The organism is Reichenbachiella agariperforans, from assembly GCF_900142205.1.
Classification (GTDB): Bacteria; Bacteroidota; Bacteroidia; order Cytophagales; family Cyclobacteriaceae; genus Reichenbachiella; species Reichenbachiella agariperforans.
Genome location: NZ_FRAA01000001.1, coordinates 21,555 through 39,032 on the forward strand (window position 1 = coordinate 21,555; position 17,478 = coordinate 39,032).

Genomic DNA, 17,478 nt, shown 5'->3' on the forward strand with positions numbered 1-17,478 from the left:
GCACATGCTCTGCAACAATGACTTTACTCATGAAAATCCCCCTTCTAACCATCTTAAAGATCATGTCTTTGCTCATCACAAGTCTGCGCGGACCTGACCCCAGATCTGCGCGGACTTATTACCAAGCCTGCGCAGACTTGGATCAAAGTCTGGGCGGGTTTAGCTTCAAGTCTGCACAGACTTGAAATGTAATGTAGCCTTCTCTGAAAGGATAGTCAGCGAAAGCCTCATGCATTGTCTGCTAGAATTGGGGGATTCTTACCTCACCTATGGCTTGGCAGTTGTCGATTTCTCAGAATGACATCAAATGAAGCAGGTTCAGACGCTGTTTATTATGGCCTGTGTTGTGAGCGAAACAAAGTGTTGGCAAGCATGTGTATTAGATTCAAATTATAAAACTAGCAGTCTGCTGTAGAGGTCGCATTTTACTTTAGCATAAGGTCGGTAACGTTATACCACTAAAGATGTCATAACTGATCTTATGTTAACCATGCTTGAGAACCTCTGCTTTTGAAGCATAATCAGCCGTCAATTTTTCTCCTTTTGGTTGGGGTGATTTTTACTTCGCCTGGTGATTGCCCAAAGGTTTCTTTAAATACCGTGTTGAAGTAATTTGGGCTGGAAAACCCAGTCCGGTAGGCTATTTCTGAGATCGTTGCTGCTTCACTTACTAAAAGGGTATACGCCTTTTGTAGTCTAAATTCACGGATTAGAGATTTGGGGGGGGTGCTTATCAGGCTCTGGAGTTTACGATTGAGCTGACTTCTGCTCATATTCAGATTTTCGGCCAAGCTTTCGACCGTAAAACTTTCCTGGCTATAATTCTCCTCAATACTCTTTTTAATTTTCTCCAAGAATACTTTATCAGCTGAGAGTATGGAAGGATCCGGAGATTTGAATAGTGGCTGGTTTCTGAATTTCTCGATTATCAGTTTCCTATTGCCTAATAAAGTGCCGATTCGAGCTTTAAGTTCCGAGCTGTCAAATGGCTTGGTTACATAATCATCCGCGGCATTTTTCAGTCCTGTTAGTTTGCTTTTCTGATCTGCTTTTGCCGTGAGCAGAATAATGGGGATGTGATTGGTGATTTCATTTTGTTTCAGTTCTGAACATACCTGAGTTCCATCTTTTTTGGGCATCATCACGTCACAGATAATCAGATCTGGGACAATGTCTATGGCCATTTCAACTCCGATTTGCCCGTCCGGTGCTATGTGAATTTGAAACCTATCCGATAGGGTATTAGCGAGAAATGACCTCATTTCATGATTGTCTTCAATGATTAGTATGCTTTCTGCATTGGTCTCATTTTCTATGAAATTTCTGTTCAATTCCCTAGAAAATATATCGACTTCCTGCTTCTGTTTCTTTGCGTCAGGTTTTTCCGTTTGTTTATCCATCAGGTCCCTCGAGTCCCAATGGTCCTTACTAACATTAAAAGAAATGCTGAACTCTGACCCCTGGCCAATTTCGCTTTTCACCTCGATGGTTCCTCCTAAGCGCTCGACGATGACTTTCACGATGCTCAGCCCAAGACCTGAACTCGGTTGGATGTCACTTTCGGTATGATAAAACCGCTCGAATATATTAGGTAAATCCTCCTGCGAAATACCGCTGCCTGTGTCTTTCACGGTGAGATTAACGATTTCTCTTTGCTCTTCTGATAAGGAAACAACTATAGTCGCACCCATCTCTGAGAATTTGAAAGCATTAGACAGCAGGTTGATCGTAATTTTTTCCAAGCTGCCCTGATCAAACCAGCAGGAAAACTTCTCAAAAGGTGACTCAAGTTTCAATTGAATATCTCTTGTTTCTGCTAACGAAGAGAACGAACTCAGTACTCCTTTGAGAAAGGAAGGGAGGTCAGACTCTTTGACTTTCAGTGGTAAATGACCACTTTCCAGCTTAGATATATTGAGGATTTCTTCTACCAGGTTGGTCAGCCTCTTTCCATTTGAGTCTGCCAATAGCAGCTTTTGCATATGCTCAGGCTCCAGATATAGCGCTTCTTCCACCAGTTGACGAATGGGTGCGGTAATTAGGGTGAGGGGTGTTCGGATCTCATGGGAGATATTTGTGAAGAATTGATTTTTTTGAAGACTGATTTGTTCGATTTTTTCCGCTTGCTGGGTGATTAACTTTTTATCGTTTTCAAGCTGTTGATTTTTCTGATTGATGGTTTTGATGTAGTAGCGATTAGTTGAGTGGAAGAACCTGAAAATAAGAAACCATAACAAGAAAATAAATAGCGGATTGAAATTGATCTCTGTCCCTAGACTTCCTGACAATAGTAGTGATAGAAAAAATGAGGATGCGCCTAAGAGAAATATCAGATAGATATAAAACTCCTTGTGAAAGAGCATTACAGCGGAGGCAGACCAGACCATAAAGTAATATTGGTACCCCCACAATGGTCGCACAAAAGTGGATAGAACAAACACCATCGCCCAAACAATGACGTAGAAGTTGAATCGACAGAGAACGAAGTTTCTCTTGAGTAAAAAGAGATTTGCGAGCATGATCAGGCTCAATCCCAAATCAATTACAAAAGGATATTTATCAAACGATGGTACCACATTTACCACTATTCCCAGTACGGCAATGAGGACTGTAATTAAATGTCCAAAAATAAGGTACCGGATCCGACTAAAGACTGTCCAATCCGAAGCGATATCAAGTCCCGTGGGTAGAAAATATCGTATTAGTGGGCCGAACATTTCCTTTTTATCCATATAGCAAGCTTTAATGGTGACCGATTCAGTGACTGCAATATTAGACGAACCGAGGCAAGATAAACGTTCAACACCTCTAAAAGAAACGTTGATTTAATATTTGTTGATGGCATAGCAATGAAAAAGTCGTCAAGTACGCAGCGTGTCTTCAAGCCAGACAAGATCTTACTTTTTGTCTTGAAAACAGGAAGTACAACGGTAAGGGGAAGGATTTTCCGAACTAGTCGGGGAATAATGGTAGATGGACTGATTAGGAGGAAACTACCACGCCGAGTTTTTCTAAAAGCTGGGGTCGCTCCTCTAGGGCGAACTCTGCTATGGCTTTTAGCTCATGGCACGACTAAATAGTACCAAGAAAGTAGTCAAAGAAGATACATATAACCGTATCAGATTAATTTTAAATAAAATATTTAATGCTTGTCCTATTTAATTGAATTCAATCATTAAAGAATTGAAATCATATTAATAACTTAAAAACAAAAAGACATGAAAGATTTTATGATGCTTTTCCGCAGTGAACCCAATCCAAATTTTGAGCCAACACCTGACGAAATAGAGGCTGAAATCAAATTATGGATGGATTGGATCGGAGGGATCGGAGCGCAAGGAAAACTGAAGAATGCTGGTGAAGCACTAGGCTTTGAAGGCAAGACGGTGCATGCCGATGGATCTATTACAGATGGGCCTTTCGCAGAAACTAAAGAAATTGTGGGAGGGTTTACTCTGGTAACTGCTAAAGATCTAGAAGAAGCTGTCGCGCTGACCAAAGGATGCCCAGCATTAGACAATGGTGGAAAAGTAGAGGTCAGGGAAGTGATGCCAACTGGAGATATCCCTAGTGATTGATCAACAGAAACTAACTGAGATCTTTAAAACTGAGTACAGCAACCTGATTGCTGTACTCAGCAATTATTATGGTCTTAAAGATCTTCAATTAGCTGAGGACATAGTTTCAGAGACTTTTTTGAAGGCTATGAAGGCTTGGTCTCACAAGGGCATCCCTCAATACCCTCGGGCGTGGTTAAGAAAGGTGGCGCAAAACCTTTATTATGAAGACTATCGTCGTCTGAAGAACTTCAAGGATAAAATCAGCAAAGAAGTTGCTAATCGATCGGAAGAATTTGAATCCATTGAGATTACCGAAAAACTGATTGAGGATAGTCAATTGAGAATGATCTTTTTGCTGTGCCACCCAGAACTCAATCGTGAAGCACAGTTGTGCATTGCTCTTCGCATTCTATGTGGGTTTAGCACGGAAGAGATTGCCAAAGCTCTGCTATCCAATAAGGAGTCAGTCAATAAGAAACTATATCGAGCTAAAAAAACGCTACAAGGGAGAATCTCAATAGAAGAAGAATTAACTGCTTCAGATTATCAAGACCGACTTGATAATGTATTGAGAGTCATTTACCTAGTGTTCAATGAAGGCTATTACAGCAGTACGACTGAAGAGAATATTCGAAATGAGCTGTGCTGGGAAGCTATGAGACTAGGCATATTCCTATCTAATCAACGACACTTTGAGGTTGACCATGTTCAGGCTTTGATTGCTCTCATGTGTTTTCAAGCCTCCCGACTGAAGGCCCGTCAATCAGGTGGTGGCGGTGATTTACGCTATGACGAACAGGATCAATCTCAATGGGATCAGGAGCTCATACAAAAAGGGTTACAATATCTAAAAATGGCCTCAAAAGGAGAGCGGGTGTCTAAATATCATCTGGAAGCTACCATCGCCTTTTGGCATACACAGGACCAAGAAGGGAAGTGGGAGCAAATACTCATGCTTTATAACAAACTACTGACTTTAGAGTATTCATCCATTATTGCCATGAATAGATCGTATGCCTTAGCCAAAGCGCAATCTCCACATAAAGCTATTGAAGAGGCGCTTAAACTAGGGCTTCAAGACAATGTACATTACTTCTGTCTATTGGCTGAGCTGTACCGAATGGACGAAAATATAGACCTAGAAATCAATCATTTGAACAAGGCACTCAAGCTAGTCAAGAAGGAAAGTGAAACCACTTTGATTCAGAGAAAGCTTGAAATAGCGCTAAGTAAAGTTTAATCGCAGGGCGATAGCCTATAGGGTTGGATTCCTCGACGACCCTTGGATCAGTGAAATTCATTTACTGTGACACTTCAGCAACGATACTTATCCGATCCTAGTACAGCATTTTAACGCTTTGAAGAAATACATTTTCAACTTCTGAAAACCACGCTCAAAACGGACCAAGTACACTACTTGTCATACTCAATCTTAAGAATCTCCCATACAAAATCACCCATTTTGGTTTTAACTATCGCTTTATCTCCAACAGTTTTATCAAGAAGCGCTTTGGCCATTGGGGAGTCCATAGAGATATAATCTTTGTTACTTTTTAACTCTTCATAACCAACAAGACGAAAACGTTTTTGGAGACCTTTTGCTTCGTTTTTAATTTCTACCCAAGCACCAAAGTTCACTTTCCCTTCTTGGTTGGGGTGGTAGTTGATGATTTTAAAGTCATCAATGCACTTACGCAAATAAAGGAGGCGACTATCAATTTCTCTAAGACGCTTTTTGTTGTAATGGTAATCGGCATTTTCTGAACGATCTCCCAAACTTGCGGCCCATGTCACCTTAGCAGTGACGTCTGGACGTTCCACTCGCCACAAGTGATCGTGCTCTTCCCTCAGTTTTTGTAAGCCTTCGGAAGTAATCATTTGTGAGCGATTGAGTTTTGGTAGCGTTGATTCTGGGATTTTTCGCCTCATATTCAATGATCTTGTTTTGAAAACTTTCGCAAGATAATATAACGATAGATAGTTTGCTTGTGTAGAACTATCAATAGATGTGTTATAATGTAATCGTGTTATGACTAGACGTCTCTGTTAAATCAGCTTTTGGGTATGGTTTGGCATTATGAACAAGTTGAGTTCTACAAGAAAAATGGATCATTCTGGTAGTATTAGGTTAAATATAATTATCTCAACCTAGGCGCGTTGGCATGGCAAAATCCCGGGCGTGGGTTGGCTTGTGCGTTGGGCAGGTGATTATTTTGCCTAGGGTTTTTGAATACTTTTGGGCCAATGCCAAAAGTATTTGTCTGCCCGGCATGAGGGCATACTGCGAACACAGATGAAAGACGGATGACCTGTGAGCTGTACTGCCAGTAGCAAGGAGATTGCCACGTCAACAATGCTTCGCAAAGTTTCCTCGCAATGACGTGCTACTCGAGGGCTTGTTCTGTGAGCCAAACAGAGCGTTGGTCTGCAAGTGTATCACGGACAAAACCCTAATGGCTGAGAATAGCGTAGCTGAGCGATAATAGGTAATCAGCCCGGAAGTTTAAACAGCTGTGTTATATAATGGTCTGTGTTATGTTCAATCAGCTTTGGGTTTTGGGTTGGGTATTAATAGTGTGGGTTTGGCTTTTCCCTTTTTTGAAACAGTCACATCACTTCTTGGTACGCACGAGCACTCTTTTGACATTTTTGGCAGGAGGGAAGCTGGTGGGAATGGTAAATGTGTGCGGTAATAAGTGGATATAAACGTGGTTTTCAATTACTTTTATGTTAAAATGTAATATTTATGAGCACCACCTTATCAAAGCCTGTAGAAGATTTCATAGATAAGTATTGTGAAGAGAAAGGTTATAAAACAAATAAAAAGGAAATAGCACACGGTATACATTTCATAGTTACCAATTTAACCGAGAAAATCACTCTTGATTTATATCATAAAAAGGGTTCTTTAGTAGTGGGAGGTAGCCCTAAGCTAAAGTTGAGGCAGGAATTTAATGAATTAAAAAACCGAATTTCAGAAGACCCTCAAGTTTTAGAGAATATAGAAAAACTAAAAATCAAAAGCTGTGCGCAAAAATATGTCATCTTAGGAGGTGATTTACAGAATTCGGTAAAACAAAGATTGGGCGAAATTGATGGAGTGGTAACTACTATTACGGAATCACCTACTTCTAGTCAGCAATATCGTGGTAAATTGATAATGGGCAGTCAATCTTTGACAATTACCCAATTCACAAATGATACTCTTTTTCTGCAAGGTAAAGATGATTCACTGTTCAATGATGTTTGTGACGAGATAGAAAAGCTCGCTAATCCTACGGCGAATGAGGTTGCTGCTCGTTTTGTTTCTGATAGTGAACAGAATATTAAAGCCTTATCAGATACATTAACGCTTGATATACTGACTAAAGCAACTGAAAATATTAAAGAATCAATTACTTCAGAATGCTTTGACTTTTTAGAAAGCCATGATCAAAAGTGGCTAGTTGCGGCTGAATGTCTCAGACTTGCAAATATTCCCTTGCCCGAATTTTCTCCTATAGTAATGCCAGCGTCCAAGGCATTTGAGGGTTTTGCAAAAAAAACCTTGGTCAAAATTGGGCTGTTTCCTGCGAATCATTTTGACATAAAAACCGCAACTTTTGGATTTCTAAACGACAAAAACCATCCCAATCGGAAGTCAATCGAGGCAAAAGAAAGAGTAGCTGATAGCTACCTCAAGAAGTTTAGTCTTTCGCTAGACATGACTAGGAACTTCATGATGCATAGCGATGATAGTACCGCGACAAAAATAAATTCCTTTGAAGAAGCCTCGAAAAAGCTAGATGAAATATTAGCAAATATCAAAGAGCTTTTTGAATACTTCGGTAAGTCAGAATTTGGTGGATTAACCCCTTAAAATAATGATGGATAGCCAAGAAATTCTCTTAGAAATATATCAGGAATCTAGATTGCGACTGGAAAAAGAAGAATATGTAACCCAAAACTTCAAGGAAATAAGCTATGGCATACAGTTTTCAGTTCTCAAAAAAGGTGGTGCTATTGGTATTGTCAGAATTTTTAGAAACAATAAGGGAATCGTTAAATATGATTATTCACAAATAAATGATGAATCAAAAAAACAGCAAATAAAATGGATTCTTGAGGGGGAGACATCAACTGTATCTATTAATGATAGCATATCAAGTGAACAAGGTTCAAATATAGAGTACCCAAATATTGGGACAGATGAATCTGGTAAGGGAGACTATTTTGGACCCCTTGTAACTGCAAGTGTCTGGGTTAATAAAGAAATAAAAAATGTTCTGGACAGAAGTGGGATACGAGATAGTAAGAAGATAAGCGATTCTAGAATAATTGAGCTAGCCCAAATCATCAAGAAAAGTTGTAACGGAAAATTTGTTGTAATTGAAATACCTCCAGTTACTTACAACAATCTATATACGCAATTTAAAAATGAAGGCAAAAACTTAAATGTATTACTGGCATGGAGTCATGCTAAAGCAATTGAAGAACTACTAGAAAAGGTAGATTCCAAAATTGCAATATCAGACCAGTTTGCAGATGAAAAATTTATTATTAATAAGCTTCAAGACAAAGGAAAAAATATTCAATTAATACAGGAACATAAAGCAGAAAGATATACATCAGTAGCCGCAGCATCAATTTTGGCTAGAGAGAGATTCTTAGAAAAATTAAAGAAAATCAGTATCGAATATTCAATTGATTTCTCCAAGGGCGCTTCAAGTTTAGTTGTTGATCAAGCACGTGAATTTGTTGGTAAATATGGTCAAGAACAGTTGACTAACGTTGCAAAACTACACTTCAAAACAACTGAACAGGTCATATGAACCAGATTGAAAAAAGTCAAAAAGCAAATGATCTGAGGAAGAATGGAGATTTCAAAGAAGCCAAGGAGCTATACCTGGAAGTTTGGAAGGAGGGGAACGATAAATTCTCAGCTGCTGGCCTACTTCATTGTTATCGAAAGTTAGGTGAATTTGAACAATCACTTGAAATACTTGATGAAATAATTGAAAAATACTCAGATTTTAATTGGGTTAAAATTGAGTGCATATGGACAATAATTCAAGGTAAACTGTATAGGCTGCCCGAAGATGAGGATACAAATACAGTTATAACTATAGGGAATCAAATTCTAGAATTGGAGCCTGAATTCATAGCGTTAAAGACTGTTGTATTTAAAGTTCTTAAAAGTGCCAAAAAGAACAAGGATTGGAATACAATTCTAGAATGGATTGACAGAATTGATCCTGTCGAATTAGAAGATCAAAATGAAATAAAAAAAGATTGGACAGACCAAGAGCTGTGGTACTACTATAAAGTAGCAACTCTCAATAAATCTGGTAGTCATGAGGCTGCATATGAGTTGGCACTATCAGTTGTAGATAAGTTTCCTCGTAAAAAGAAGTTCTTTAAGCGAGAAATTGCAATTTCTAAGATTTCGCAAGATGAATTTAAAGAAGGTGAGAAGATTTATAGTGAACTGATAAGAAAACCAAATTCAGATTGGTGGTTATTAAATGAGTATGGAGAAATTTTGATGAAAAATGGCAAATCAGATGAGGCATTTGCCGCCTTTTGTAAGGCAGCACACAGCATAGGGCCCCTTGGTCATAAAGTCAAATTATTCAAAAAATTAGCAGATATTCTAATCGACAAAAACCAAGTTCAAAATGCACTTGCGCATTTAATATTGATAAACAAAGTGCGCGAAAGAGAGGGGTGGGGAGTTTCAAATGATATTGATATGATAATCAATGATCTTTCAGCATCTGGAGAAAAAATAGATGAAAATCTTAATGAAAAGGAATTACATAATATGTGTAAGGAAGTTTGGAAGAATAATACTCCTGACACAGAATTAGTACATGCGAAGAGAAAAAATCTGAGAGGCAAGGTGAATTTAGGAGATCCAAATAAACCATTTTGCTTTATAGCAACAAGAGATAAGGAATCATTTTTCTGTTTCAAAAGTGAGTTACCCCAATCCGTTAGTAATGGTACACTGGTTCGATTTGATCTAAAGAAGTCTTTTGACAAAAAAAAGAAAAAGGAATCATGGATAGCAATCAATATACATTATGTTAAGTAGAATCCGATCTTACGACCAGGTGGGGAGGAAAGGCAGAATAGCGGGGTGCGCGTGAGCCCTGTGGGTGGAAGCATTTTAGCATTTTTCTGTCTAGATTTTTTGTTTACTTTTTCCATTGATGAAAAAGTAAAAGCTCAGCGGCTTAAGCGTCACCGCGAACACAGATGAAAGACAGAAGACCTGTGAGCTATTCTGCCAGTAGCAAGGAGATTGCCACGTCACCAATGCTTCACAAAGGTTCCTCGCAATGACGAGGTTTATTCAAGGGCTGTGCTGTGAGCCAAACAGAGCGTTGACAAGCAAGTGTATCGCAGGCAAAATTCTTAACGCCTGAGAATGGCGTATTTGAAATCATAAACGTGCACGTCAAAGTCCAGCTTTGCTGGTTAACATAATATAGAATTATATCCAACATGATAGATTCAGTTATAGAGGTCGCATTTTACTTTAATATAAGATCAGTTATCGAACTAAAGATTCGATAACTGATCTTATATTAACCATGCCTGGCGGTCTGGTCGTAAAATGCTAATCATGTTACATAATTAATATTATGTTAAATAGAGTATTCCAAGGACTCACCTCTCGATGGATTGAAACCAATCTATGATGTCCTGTGCGAGTTCTTTTCGGCTGCTGTACAGTACGCCACAGTGATTCATATACAGTGACTTAGGATTATTGAGTTGTAGTGGTGCTCCATATAGATCTGTCACGTGATAGCCTAGCTCTTCAAAAATACAAGCTGTAGCGGCATAGTCCCAGATACAGCCACCGCCTTGTGTCACTTTGGGAATCTTAAAGAATACCGCATGCTCATGCAGTGACGCTTGGCATGCCTGTAGTACTGCACCAGCTCCGGAGATGTATCTGGTACTAGTCAGTGCCTGAGAGTGTGTGAGCTCGTCTAGCATCGTACGCAGTGCAGCGTAGCGCGGATGCTCTGCCATGACATGATCCAGACAGCATATGAGTTGATCAGGGGTTGCTTGGTTATCGAGGGTACGTTCTAAAGATGACTGTACGCCCTGTCCCCGAACTGCGACGATACGCTGGTCGGTGATTGGCTCGTGTACTACACCGATCATGGGTACACCTGTACGACTCACAAGTGCGATACTGACCGCATAGCCAGGTCTGCGTTCGGTAAACGCTAGTGTACCATCTAAGGGGTCGATACACCAGAAATAATCCTTGGTCAAGCGTGATCCATCGTCTGGCAACTCCTCGGTGAGCAACCCTAAATCATAGTGTGCGATGCTCTCCTGTAGATGGTTTAAGATCAGTGTCTGGCACTGTAGATCGACCCATGTGACGACTTCTGAAGCTTTGCTACTCATGCCCGATTTAAGTTCTACAGTGATGTCACCGTGGCTATACTGGCGGATAAAGTCTGCTGCGATAGCGGCAGCTTGTTCAGCGAGTTGTGCGAGCGTTTTAAGGTCAGCGGCTTTCATAGATGTAGACTAGGGTTTAGATGTTAGATTTTAGGCTTGTTCTTTCAACTCACTGAGGACTTGTTCGGTGATGCGCTGACTGTAGTGGTTCATCTTGTAATGGCCAGGACTCCATCCGTCTAAGAACCTGTAGAAATCTGCCCATGCATATCTATAGAGATCTGTCCATTCCTTGATAAGCAGCTGTGTGTTAAGCTTTAACTTATACTCGTTACAAGCAGTACTCAAGATCTCAAAGTAGTATGACAATAGTTCTGACTCTAGCGCTTCGCACGCTGATTCGGTCAGGCAACTGCTGAGGAAATATGCTACGTCTTTCATGCCACACCCCCGACCGATGTATTGAAAATCCACCGCTGCGACTTGCGTCCCATCTTCAGAAAAACAGAAATTGGCCAGCTTGGCATCTCCATGTACTAGTGTCTGGTACGTCGCTTGGTTGAGTCGTGTATCGATGGCTTTCGCTGCAGATTTGAGTGCTTGGTTTTGCATGACGTACCATTCGTCAGGTCTGGTATCCAGATGCCAATACGTACCTATAGGCCATAGTTCGGGCGCCTGCTCTCCCATGTGTCGCGCATGAAAATGTGCCAGCCAACTGAGGCATGTTTTGATTTCAGGTAAGGCAAGATTTGACCTACGACTAGGATATCCAGCAGTGTTTAGATCTTCTAGGATTATGAGCATCTCTCCTTCTTGTTGCCAGCTGTAGATATGCGCTGGGATTCGACTGTGTGCGTCGCAGTGCTGCGCACGTGATGCGTACCAGTTCATTTCTACTTCGTAGGATTTAAGTTTTCGCTGATGCGAAATATCTGTATTCCATCCTCTGGGATGATGGTTTTGGTCGGGCAGTTGGACGTGCTTGACCACTACACTGGGGCACTTCCCTCCTGCTAATCTACAGCGAATGATCTGACCATAACCACTCCATAGCGATTGGATCTGTTCGCTGTGAACCAAGGACTGGCTTTGGGTATGTTCTAGGATTTGTTGCTGGATATGCTCTGTCATCTACGCGGAATTGTCTTGCCTCAAAACTAAACCACTATGAACTGAAAGCACCATGGGTTTGGTGGAGAATGAAATTCTAAAGGGACAAAAACTGCTATTGAGCCTTTTTAGAATCGAAACTAACTCTCATAGGTTTCTTCTATGAGCCATCACTACTTCCAACATCTAGTGATGGTTTAAGGTGCTGTATAACTCACTGTTGTTTAGTACTATATATTCTGTTGCGTAAAGTATATTATAGCCGTGGAACATTAATCTTTACTGCCCTTCATCACATCTAAGAGATCTGCTGAAGCATATTGTGCTGCTGGAGGTAGGACACTGCTTTGATCACGCGCCAGTCAGGGTATTGTGCTTGGGTTTGTGTTTGAAATGCCTGTACCAATTCATGCGCTTTTTGGGTGGTCGTACAGAGTTCACACAATTCTTTCAACTTGCGGTCGGGTAAGATTCTGTTGATCCGTCTCATACCGGTAGGCTCGTCGGTAGCTTTTAGTTTGGCCATGGGATGTATCCCTGCCCAGGTCTGTCTACTCTTCCAGAATGGAAGATTTTCCCACCGTTTTTCCATCTGATAATAGGACGACCGCATCGGGATGAAGTCTTCAAATTCGCTAACCACTTCCTGACTATACGCTGTCAGACTATCGGTATCTCCTTTCAAATGACTGGCAATCGTTGTACCTGCTTTCAACCCAGCGTCCAAGGCCTTGTGTATCCCATAGGATGACAAAGGGTCATAGGCCGAGGCACTGTCACCTACTGCCAACCACCCGTCTCCCGTTATCTCATCCAGCACATAGGAGTTGGCCACTGCCACCTTGGGAGCATGGGACATTTGACAGTGCTGCATGCGCTTGGCCGTATGTGTTGCTAACTGTAACTGTGTCATAAAACTGTCACGGTCTTTGAGTTGTTCGTCCTTCAAGATCGTTTTATCAGTCATGAAGGCTACTACTATTTGATGATTGGGTAATAGTGCCGAATACCACCAACCATCGGGGACAGCTTCTACCAAAGTATAAGTACTATCAAAACGCTCACGGTCATTCTCAGGCTGCTGCCAATAACTGTACACACTGTGCAGGTCATCAAATAGGACTTTCTCTGCCCCCTGCCGCTTGGCAAATGAGATCGCCCTACCTGTGGCATCTACCACAAAGTCTGACTCTAATGTCAACGTCTCTCCAGTATGTCGCAGACAGGAGAGCTGCCATTGGCTATTTTCTCTCTGAGAGGAAAGAAAGGCAGTCGTTCTAAATACAGTAACTCCTTTGCGTTCAGCGATACCCAATAGCATTTTATCAAAGGCATTTCTTTCGAGATGCCAACCGCGCCCGTGTGTACTGTTCATAAAATCCTTGTAAGAGACCGTATCCGTACCCCATACTGATGCAGAACCTAACGCATCCAAATGCCCTACTGCTGTAAAATCCTCCCAAGCCTCTAGTGCCATGATCAACTGAGCAGTAGGTGGCTGGATTGTTTCTCCTACCCTAGTTTGGCTAAAATTGCTTCGCTCCAATATCGCTACATGCTCCACACCTTGCTGTAGCAATGAAATAGCGGTGGCTGCTCCTGCACAGCCACCACCAATTATTATAACCTGGAATTTCATCTACTCGTCTGGGTTTTTCTTTAGTACTTCATCTTTCTCCACAGACAGTGACGGCACCTCGTACGCCTTGATTTTACTCGTCAGACGTTCCACTTCGAATGCCCCGGGAAATGAACCTTCCTTCATCACAAAGCCGAGGTACTTCCAGCAAGTCACCATTTGTACATCGGTCTGGTTGGAGTCGTCCACAAAATCCCTCGTCCACTGCACTTGTTCTTTGGCGCCTTTCGGTGTGACGGAATAGGGACGCTGTGCAGGCCACCACCAGTAGTAGAGCGCTGCATTTTTAATCACAGGTTTGTTAGGCCCTGAAGGGTTGATGTTTTGGATAGAACATTCGTTAAAATCTGCCTGCCAAGGTTGCGCCATGTATTTGCTGAGGTCTCCTGGTTCTAGTCCAGCAGAATAATTGTTGTCAGCTCCATTGGTAAGCGATAGCTTGCCTTGCTCTAGCAGTCCTAGATCTTTTGTTTGTATCCTAAAAAGATCAGAGGCATCATAGCCGAAAGGAAGTGGCTTGTACATAGATGTATTCCTTGTAATCCAAGTGATTTCTATTCCGGGACAGAATGCACCACCTACACAGTTGTCTAGGTTGGCACGATCTAATGCAGCCCCTGCTGGCAAAGGTGTAGGTGGTGTCTTGTCCACTTTGCCATCTGCAAACTGAGTTAGGAAGAAAAACTGAGTGGCAGTCAAGCCTAGGAACTTGGATGCCGTGAAGTTGCTGATCGGATTGTCACCAGCGAGCAAAGGCATGAGTCGCGGTTGGTTCTCCGCAGGACCCTCTTCTGGGTTACCTTGTGTGCCACGCCCTCTGAGGTATTTGACCGCTAGTGAGGCAAATTTCTGTGGGTCATCTTCTAACAATGCTCTATGATTGGTCGTCCCGAGACTAGGGATCGCCGCTACGTATTGATAGAACTCTGGACGCTCTAGTATCGGCAGAATCTCCGAAAAGTAGTTCGGCACATAAGAGGTCTGGAATTCACCATTGGCAAACAGGCTTGGGTCATAGTTGAGCTCTCTGACGAAGATGTCATACATATCATCGTATAGGTTGACCTGATTGAGGATTTCGGGTGCATAAGCTGGTGGGCCTACACTGACCCATGCCGAAGCATCAACGGGGACTTCACTCCCATCGTCCATAACCAATACTGCTGTCACAGGGCCATCTGCTATGTCATCGAACCATCCTTCGTTGTTGGCATAAGCTGAGATCACGGGACCTCCTGGATTGGTCGTGCCTGAGTTGCCAAATCCTCCTAGCACGATGAGGTCTCCTGTAGCGTTGGTCTGTGCAGATCCTAAAGTACTGATAGGAAATGGCTGCAACTGTGATAAGAACGGGTAAGTGAAGGGACTCAAATCAAAGTTGCCTGACTGGCTCGGACCAGTCAGCGTAATAGGTCCAGGATCTAAAATCAAGGGTTGACGACTAGCGTCTGCCATGGTATTAGGATCATTAGAGGTGTTCAAGCTCAGGTTGAACCGCAAAGGATTGGTAGGTTTCGTGTTATCTGTAGGAATGGCCGGTGGTTGACCGGGGTTGGTAATAGCTATTGGTTCATTGGGCACGTAGGGGTTGTTGGCATTGTTGGCCTGATAGCCCAAATCATTTTTGTAGACATAAGGCGCACTAGCGGGTGATGGAACTTCTGTACCCGGGACATAAGGTCCCATACCAGACCCAGTCTGCTGCATGAACTGAAACCAACTTGATTTCTTATTGGCAATCCAAGCAGTCCATTTGATGGCTTTGATGCCATTGGTTCCCGCTGTGACCACAGTACCTTCAGCGTTTCCAGACTCGTAAGCATAGACTTGAAATTTAGCGGCCTGTCTGAGTAGCTTGTCACTGGCATCTCTAAAGTGTACGCCTGCTGGAGGCGGTGTAGAGTATTCAGTAGGTAGTGCTCCAGCAGTAGATGGTGCTATATAATAAGATTCGCTATCCCCTACTCTGGCAATACCAATCGCAGGGTGTATTTTATATTTTGTAGACATGAATGATGATGTTTAGGTTGATTAAAAACGGTATTTCGCTTTGAGAGCGGCTAGGTTCTCTGCATCTATCTCTGGGACATCTGGTTCTAGTACAGGCCCGCCTCTGAGGATAAAACTAAAGTCAGCACCTGCCACTTGGGCATTGCCATGACATCCCATACATCCGCCCATATTGAACTGCGTGTACTGCGTACCCGCTGGCAAGTGTACATTGTAAAACGGCTGCCCATCTGGTCCATAGTTGGAAGTTTGCCCTGCCTCATTGCCATTGGCAATTTGGCGTCCACCAAACTTCTGCAAGGTATAGTTGGTCTCTACGACGATATTGGCCTGATAGTAAGTAGCTGCTGGTTTATTTGCGGTATCGATGGCAGTCGTATCAAAAGGCTGATACTGAATATTGACCAACTTGTAATGACGCCAAGGTGAATTAGAGATGCCATTGGCAGCATCATACGACGCGATGGCCTGATGGGCACTTGTGTTGGCGGCTATGATTGTCTCTGGGATATCATGATAGCGGCTGTTGACACATATACCTTGTTGGCTGTTGCCAGACGAAGGCAGCCCATTGGCTGTATTGAGATAGAACAGTCTATCATCATTGTCATCACAGAAAGGCCCGTTAACAGTAGTGGTGGTGCCCGTACTAGGCGAGTCAGTATGTTTCACCTCTGGCGTGGTAGGTGTATCAAAGCCAGAAGGATTGATTACCTTTCCTTCTGCATCTTCGATGGGTTTGCCATCTGTAGTCAGTAGGTTGTCTTTTTGCTCGAATGTAGCAAATGTAAAATACGGCGCTGTAGGTGTTTTGTGAATAATGTGTAACGCTACCAGTCCCCACTGTGTATCTTCATAGTAGCATGCATCCTCTCCCTTTTTTTCATAGTAGCGCACCTTAGTCGTATGGTACTGACTGAGGGTATCCTTGGCAGTCAAGAGTCTCCATGCTGCCTTGACCATGATGGTTCCAGAAGGGAAACTCACGATGCTGTCCTCTGGGACTACTTTGTCATTGGCAATGGCATTGGAGTATCGTTGTACATCATCATAATAACTCCCTCCGTGATTGAAATAGCCTTTGCTCGTCACATAATCAAAGTGTGACCGATTGCCTTTGGCTAAAAAACGAATCAGTTGAGGAGAGGAATTAGTTGCTGTAGCTTCTGCCGGGTTGATACCCGCAAACATGAAGTTGAGTGAAATCTGTGAGGTCTCATCCAGATTGACCAATGCTGTCTGGTTAGACGCTTCCGCACATGGAGGTATAGAGTCTTTGTAGAAATACGCTGGTAATGCGTCATAGTCAAACACCAATGAGTCTCCTTGTATAAAGCTTCCGTTGGGGTAATGACTGTTCCATGGGTAGATTTCTACTTTGGAGCGGTAAGTATGCCAGACAAGCGGCTCACTTTGGTCTCCGAACAATTTAGTCGTATCAGGTGTATCTCGGGTATTGGCGAGTCCTGACTGAGGTACTGCGGGCCAGTTGAGCGCTATGAATTCGTTCCACGCGAACTCAGCGGCTTCTGACAAGCTGGCGTTAGCTGCCCCACTCGGTAAGTCAGCGGGCAACGCTGAGGAGACTGTGATCCCTGAGGGAATCTCGACCTCTTGTTCGAGTGGAGATGTTGTTGTACTGCTATTGACGCAGCTCGTCATAGCGCCTGCACATGCAGCTACGGTCAGTAGCCGCCTAGACAGTTGAGGTAAATTAATTCTAGGTAAGTTCATACATAGTTT

General features: G+C 42.5%; 13 protein-coding genes. 6 read left to right on the forward strand and 7 right to left on the reverse strand.

Going from position 1 to position 17,478, the window contains the following annotated elements:
- Positions 1-29: 29 nt before the first annotated feature.
- Positions 30-185 carry a hypothetical protein gene (locus BUB99_RS20320; RefSeq protein ID WP_170863691.1) on the forward strand — a complete coding sequence of 52 codons (156 nt, stop codon included), beginning with the start codon at positions 30-32 and terminating at the stop codon, positions 183-185.
- A gap of 336 nt (positions 186-521) precedes the next feature.
- Here the strand turns inward: BUB99_RS20320 and BUB99_RS00075 are convergent, their stop codons facing one another.
- Positions 522-2,732: a hybrid sensor histidine kinase/response regulator transcription factor gene (locus BUB99_RS00075; RefSeq protein ID WP_073118302.1), complete on the reverse strand. Its 2,211-nt coding sequence runs from the start codon at positions 2,730-2,732 to the stop codon at positions 522-524.
- A gap of 486 nt (positions 2,733-3,218) precedes the next feature.
- Here BUB99_RS00075 and BUB99_RS00080 point away from each other — a divergent pair, with 486 nt between their 5' ends.
- Both BUB99_RS00080 and BUB99_RS00085 read left to right on the forward strand, forming a co-directional pair.
- Positions 3,219-3,578, forward strand: coding sequence for a YciI family protein (locus tag BUB99_RS00080; RefSeq protein WP_073118304.1), 360 nt, complete (start codon positions 3,219-3,221; stop codon positions 3,576-3,578).
- A complete protein-coding gene (locus BUB99_RS00085) occupies positions 3,571-4,800 on the forward strand; it encodes an RNA polymerase sigma factor (RefSeq protein WP_073118306.1) in 1,230 nt (409 codons plus the stop codon). The genes BUB99_RS00080 and BUB99_RS00085 overlap by 8 nt, the downstream gene beginning before the upstream one ends.
- A gap of 173 nt (positions 4,801-4,973) precedes the next feature.
- Here the strand turns inward: BUB99_RS00085 and greB are convergent, their stop codons facing one another.
- Complete coding sequence (gene greB / locus BUB99_RS00090) at positions 4,974-5,489, reverse strand: transcription elongation factor GreB (RefSeq protein WP_073118308.1); 516 nt, start codon at positions 5,487-5,489, stop codon at positions 4,974-4,976.
- An 817-nt stretch (positions 5,490-6,306) separates the two neighbouring features.
- Between greB and BUB99_RS00095 the strand changes: the two genes are divergently transcribed.
- The 3 genes from BUB99_RS00095 to BUB99_RS00105 are packed head-to-tail and all read left to right on the forward strand — an operon-like array spanning position 6,307 to position 9,636.
- The gene (locus tag BUB99_RS00095; protein ID WP_073118310.1) at positions 6,307-7,419 is read left to right on the forward strand and encodes a type II toxin-antitoxin system RnlA family toxin; all 1,113 of its coding nucleotides are present in this window, start codon (positions 6,307-6,309) and stop codon (positions 7,417-7,419) included.
- Positions 7,420-7,423: 4 nt separating this feature from the next.
- The gene (rnhC, locus tag BUB99_RS00100) at positions 7,424-8,371 is read left to right on the forward strand and encodes a ribonuclease HIII (protein ID WP_221407470.1); all 948 of its coding nucleotides are present in this window, start codon (positions 7,424-7,426) and stop codon (positions 8,369-8,371) included.
- Positions 8,368-9,636: a tetratricopeptide repeat protein gene (locus BUB99_RS00105; RefSeq protein WP_073118312.1), complete on the forward strand. Its 1,269-nt coding sequence runs from the start codon at positions 8,368-8,370 to the stop codon at positions 9,634-9,636. The genes rnhC and BUB99_RS00105 overlap by 4 nt, the downstream gene beginning before the upstream one ends.
- Before the next feature lie 578 nt (positions 9,637-10,214).
- Here the strand turns inward: BUB99_RS00105 and BUB99_RS00110 are convergent.
- The 5 genes from BUB99_RS00110 to BUB99_RS00130 all read right to left on the reverse strand — a co-directional run bounded on the left by BUB99_RS00110 (position 10,215) and on the right by BUB99_RS00130 (position 17,469).
- Complete coding sequence (locus BUB99_RS00110; RefSeq protein ID WP_073118314.1) at positions 10,215-11,093, reverse strand: 3'(2'),5'-bisphosphate nucleotidase CysQ family protein; 879 nt, start codon at positions 11,091-11,093, stop codon at positions 10,215-10,217.
- A 30-nt stretch (positions 11,094-11,123) separates the two neighbouring features.
- On the reverse strand, positions 11,124-12,107 hold the full coding sequence (locus tag BUB99_RS00115) for a phosphotransferase (protein WP_073118316.1): 984 nt from the start codon (positions 12,105-12,107) through the stop codon (positions 11,124-11,126).
- 277 nt (positions 12,108-12,384) lie between these two features.
- Complete coding sequence (locus BUB99_RS00120) at positions 12,385-13,725, reverse strand: FAD-dependent monooxygenase (protein ID WP_073118318.1); 1,341 nt, start codon at positions 13,723-13,725, stop codon at positions 12,385-12,387.
- Positions 13,726-15,735 carry a LodA/GoxA family CTQ-dependent oxidase gene (locus tag BUB99_RS00125; RefSeq protein WP_073118320.1) on the reverse strand — a complete coding sequence of 670 codons (2,010 nt, stop codon included), beginning with the start codon at positions 15,733-15,735 and terminating at the stop codon, positions 13,726-13,728.
- A gap of 21 nt (positions 15,736-15,756) precedes the next feature.
- Positions 15,757-17,469: a hypothetical protein gene (locus tag BUB99_RS00130; RefSeq protein WP_073118322.1), complete on the reverse strand. Its 1,713-nt coding sequence runs from the start codon at positions 17,467-17,469 to the stop codon at positions 15,757-15,759.
- Positions 17,470-17,478: the final 9 nt, after the last annotated feature.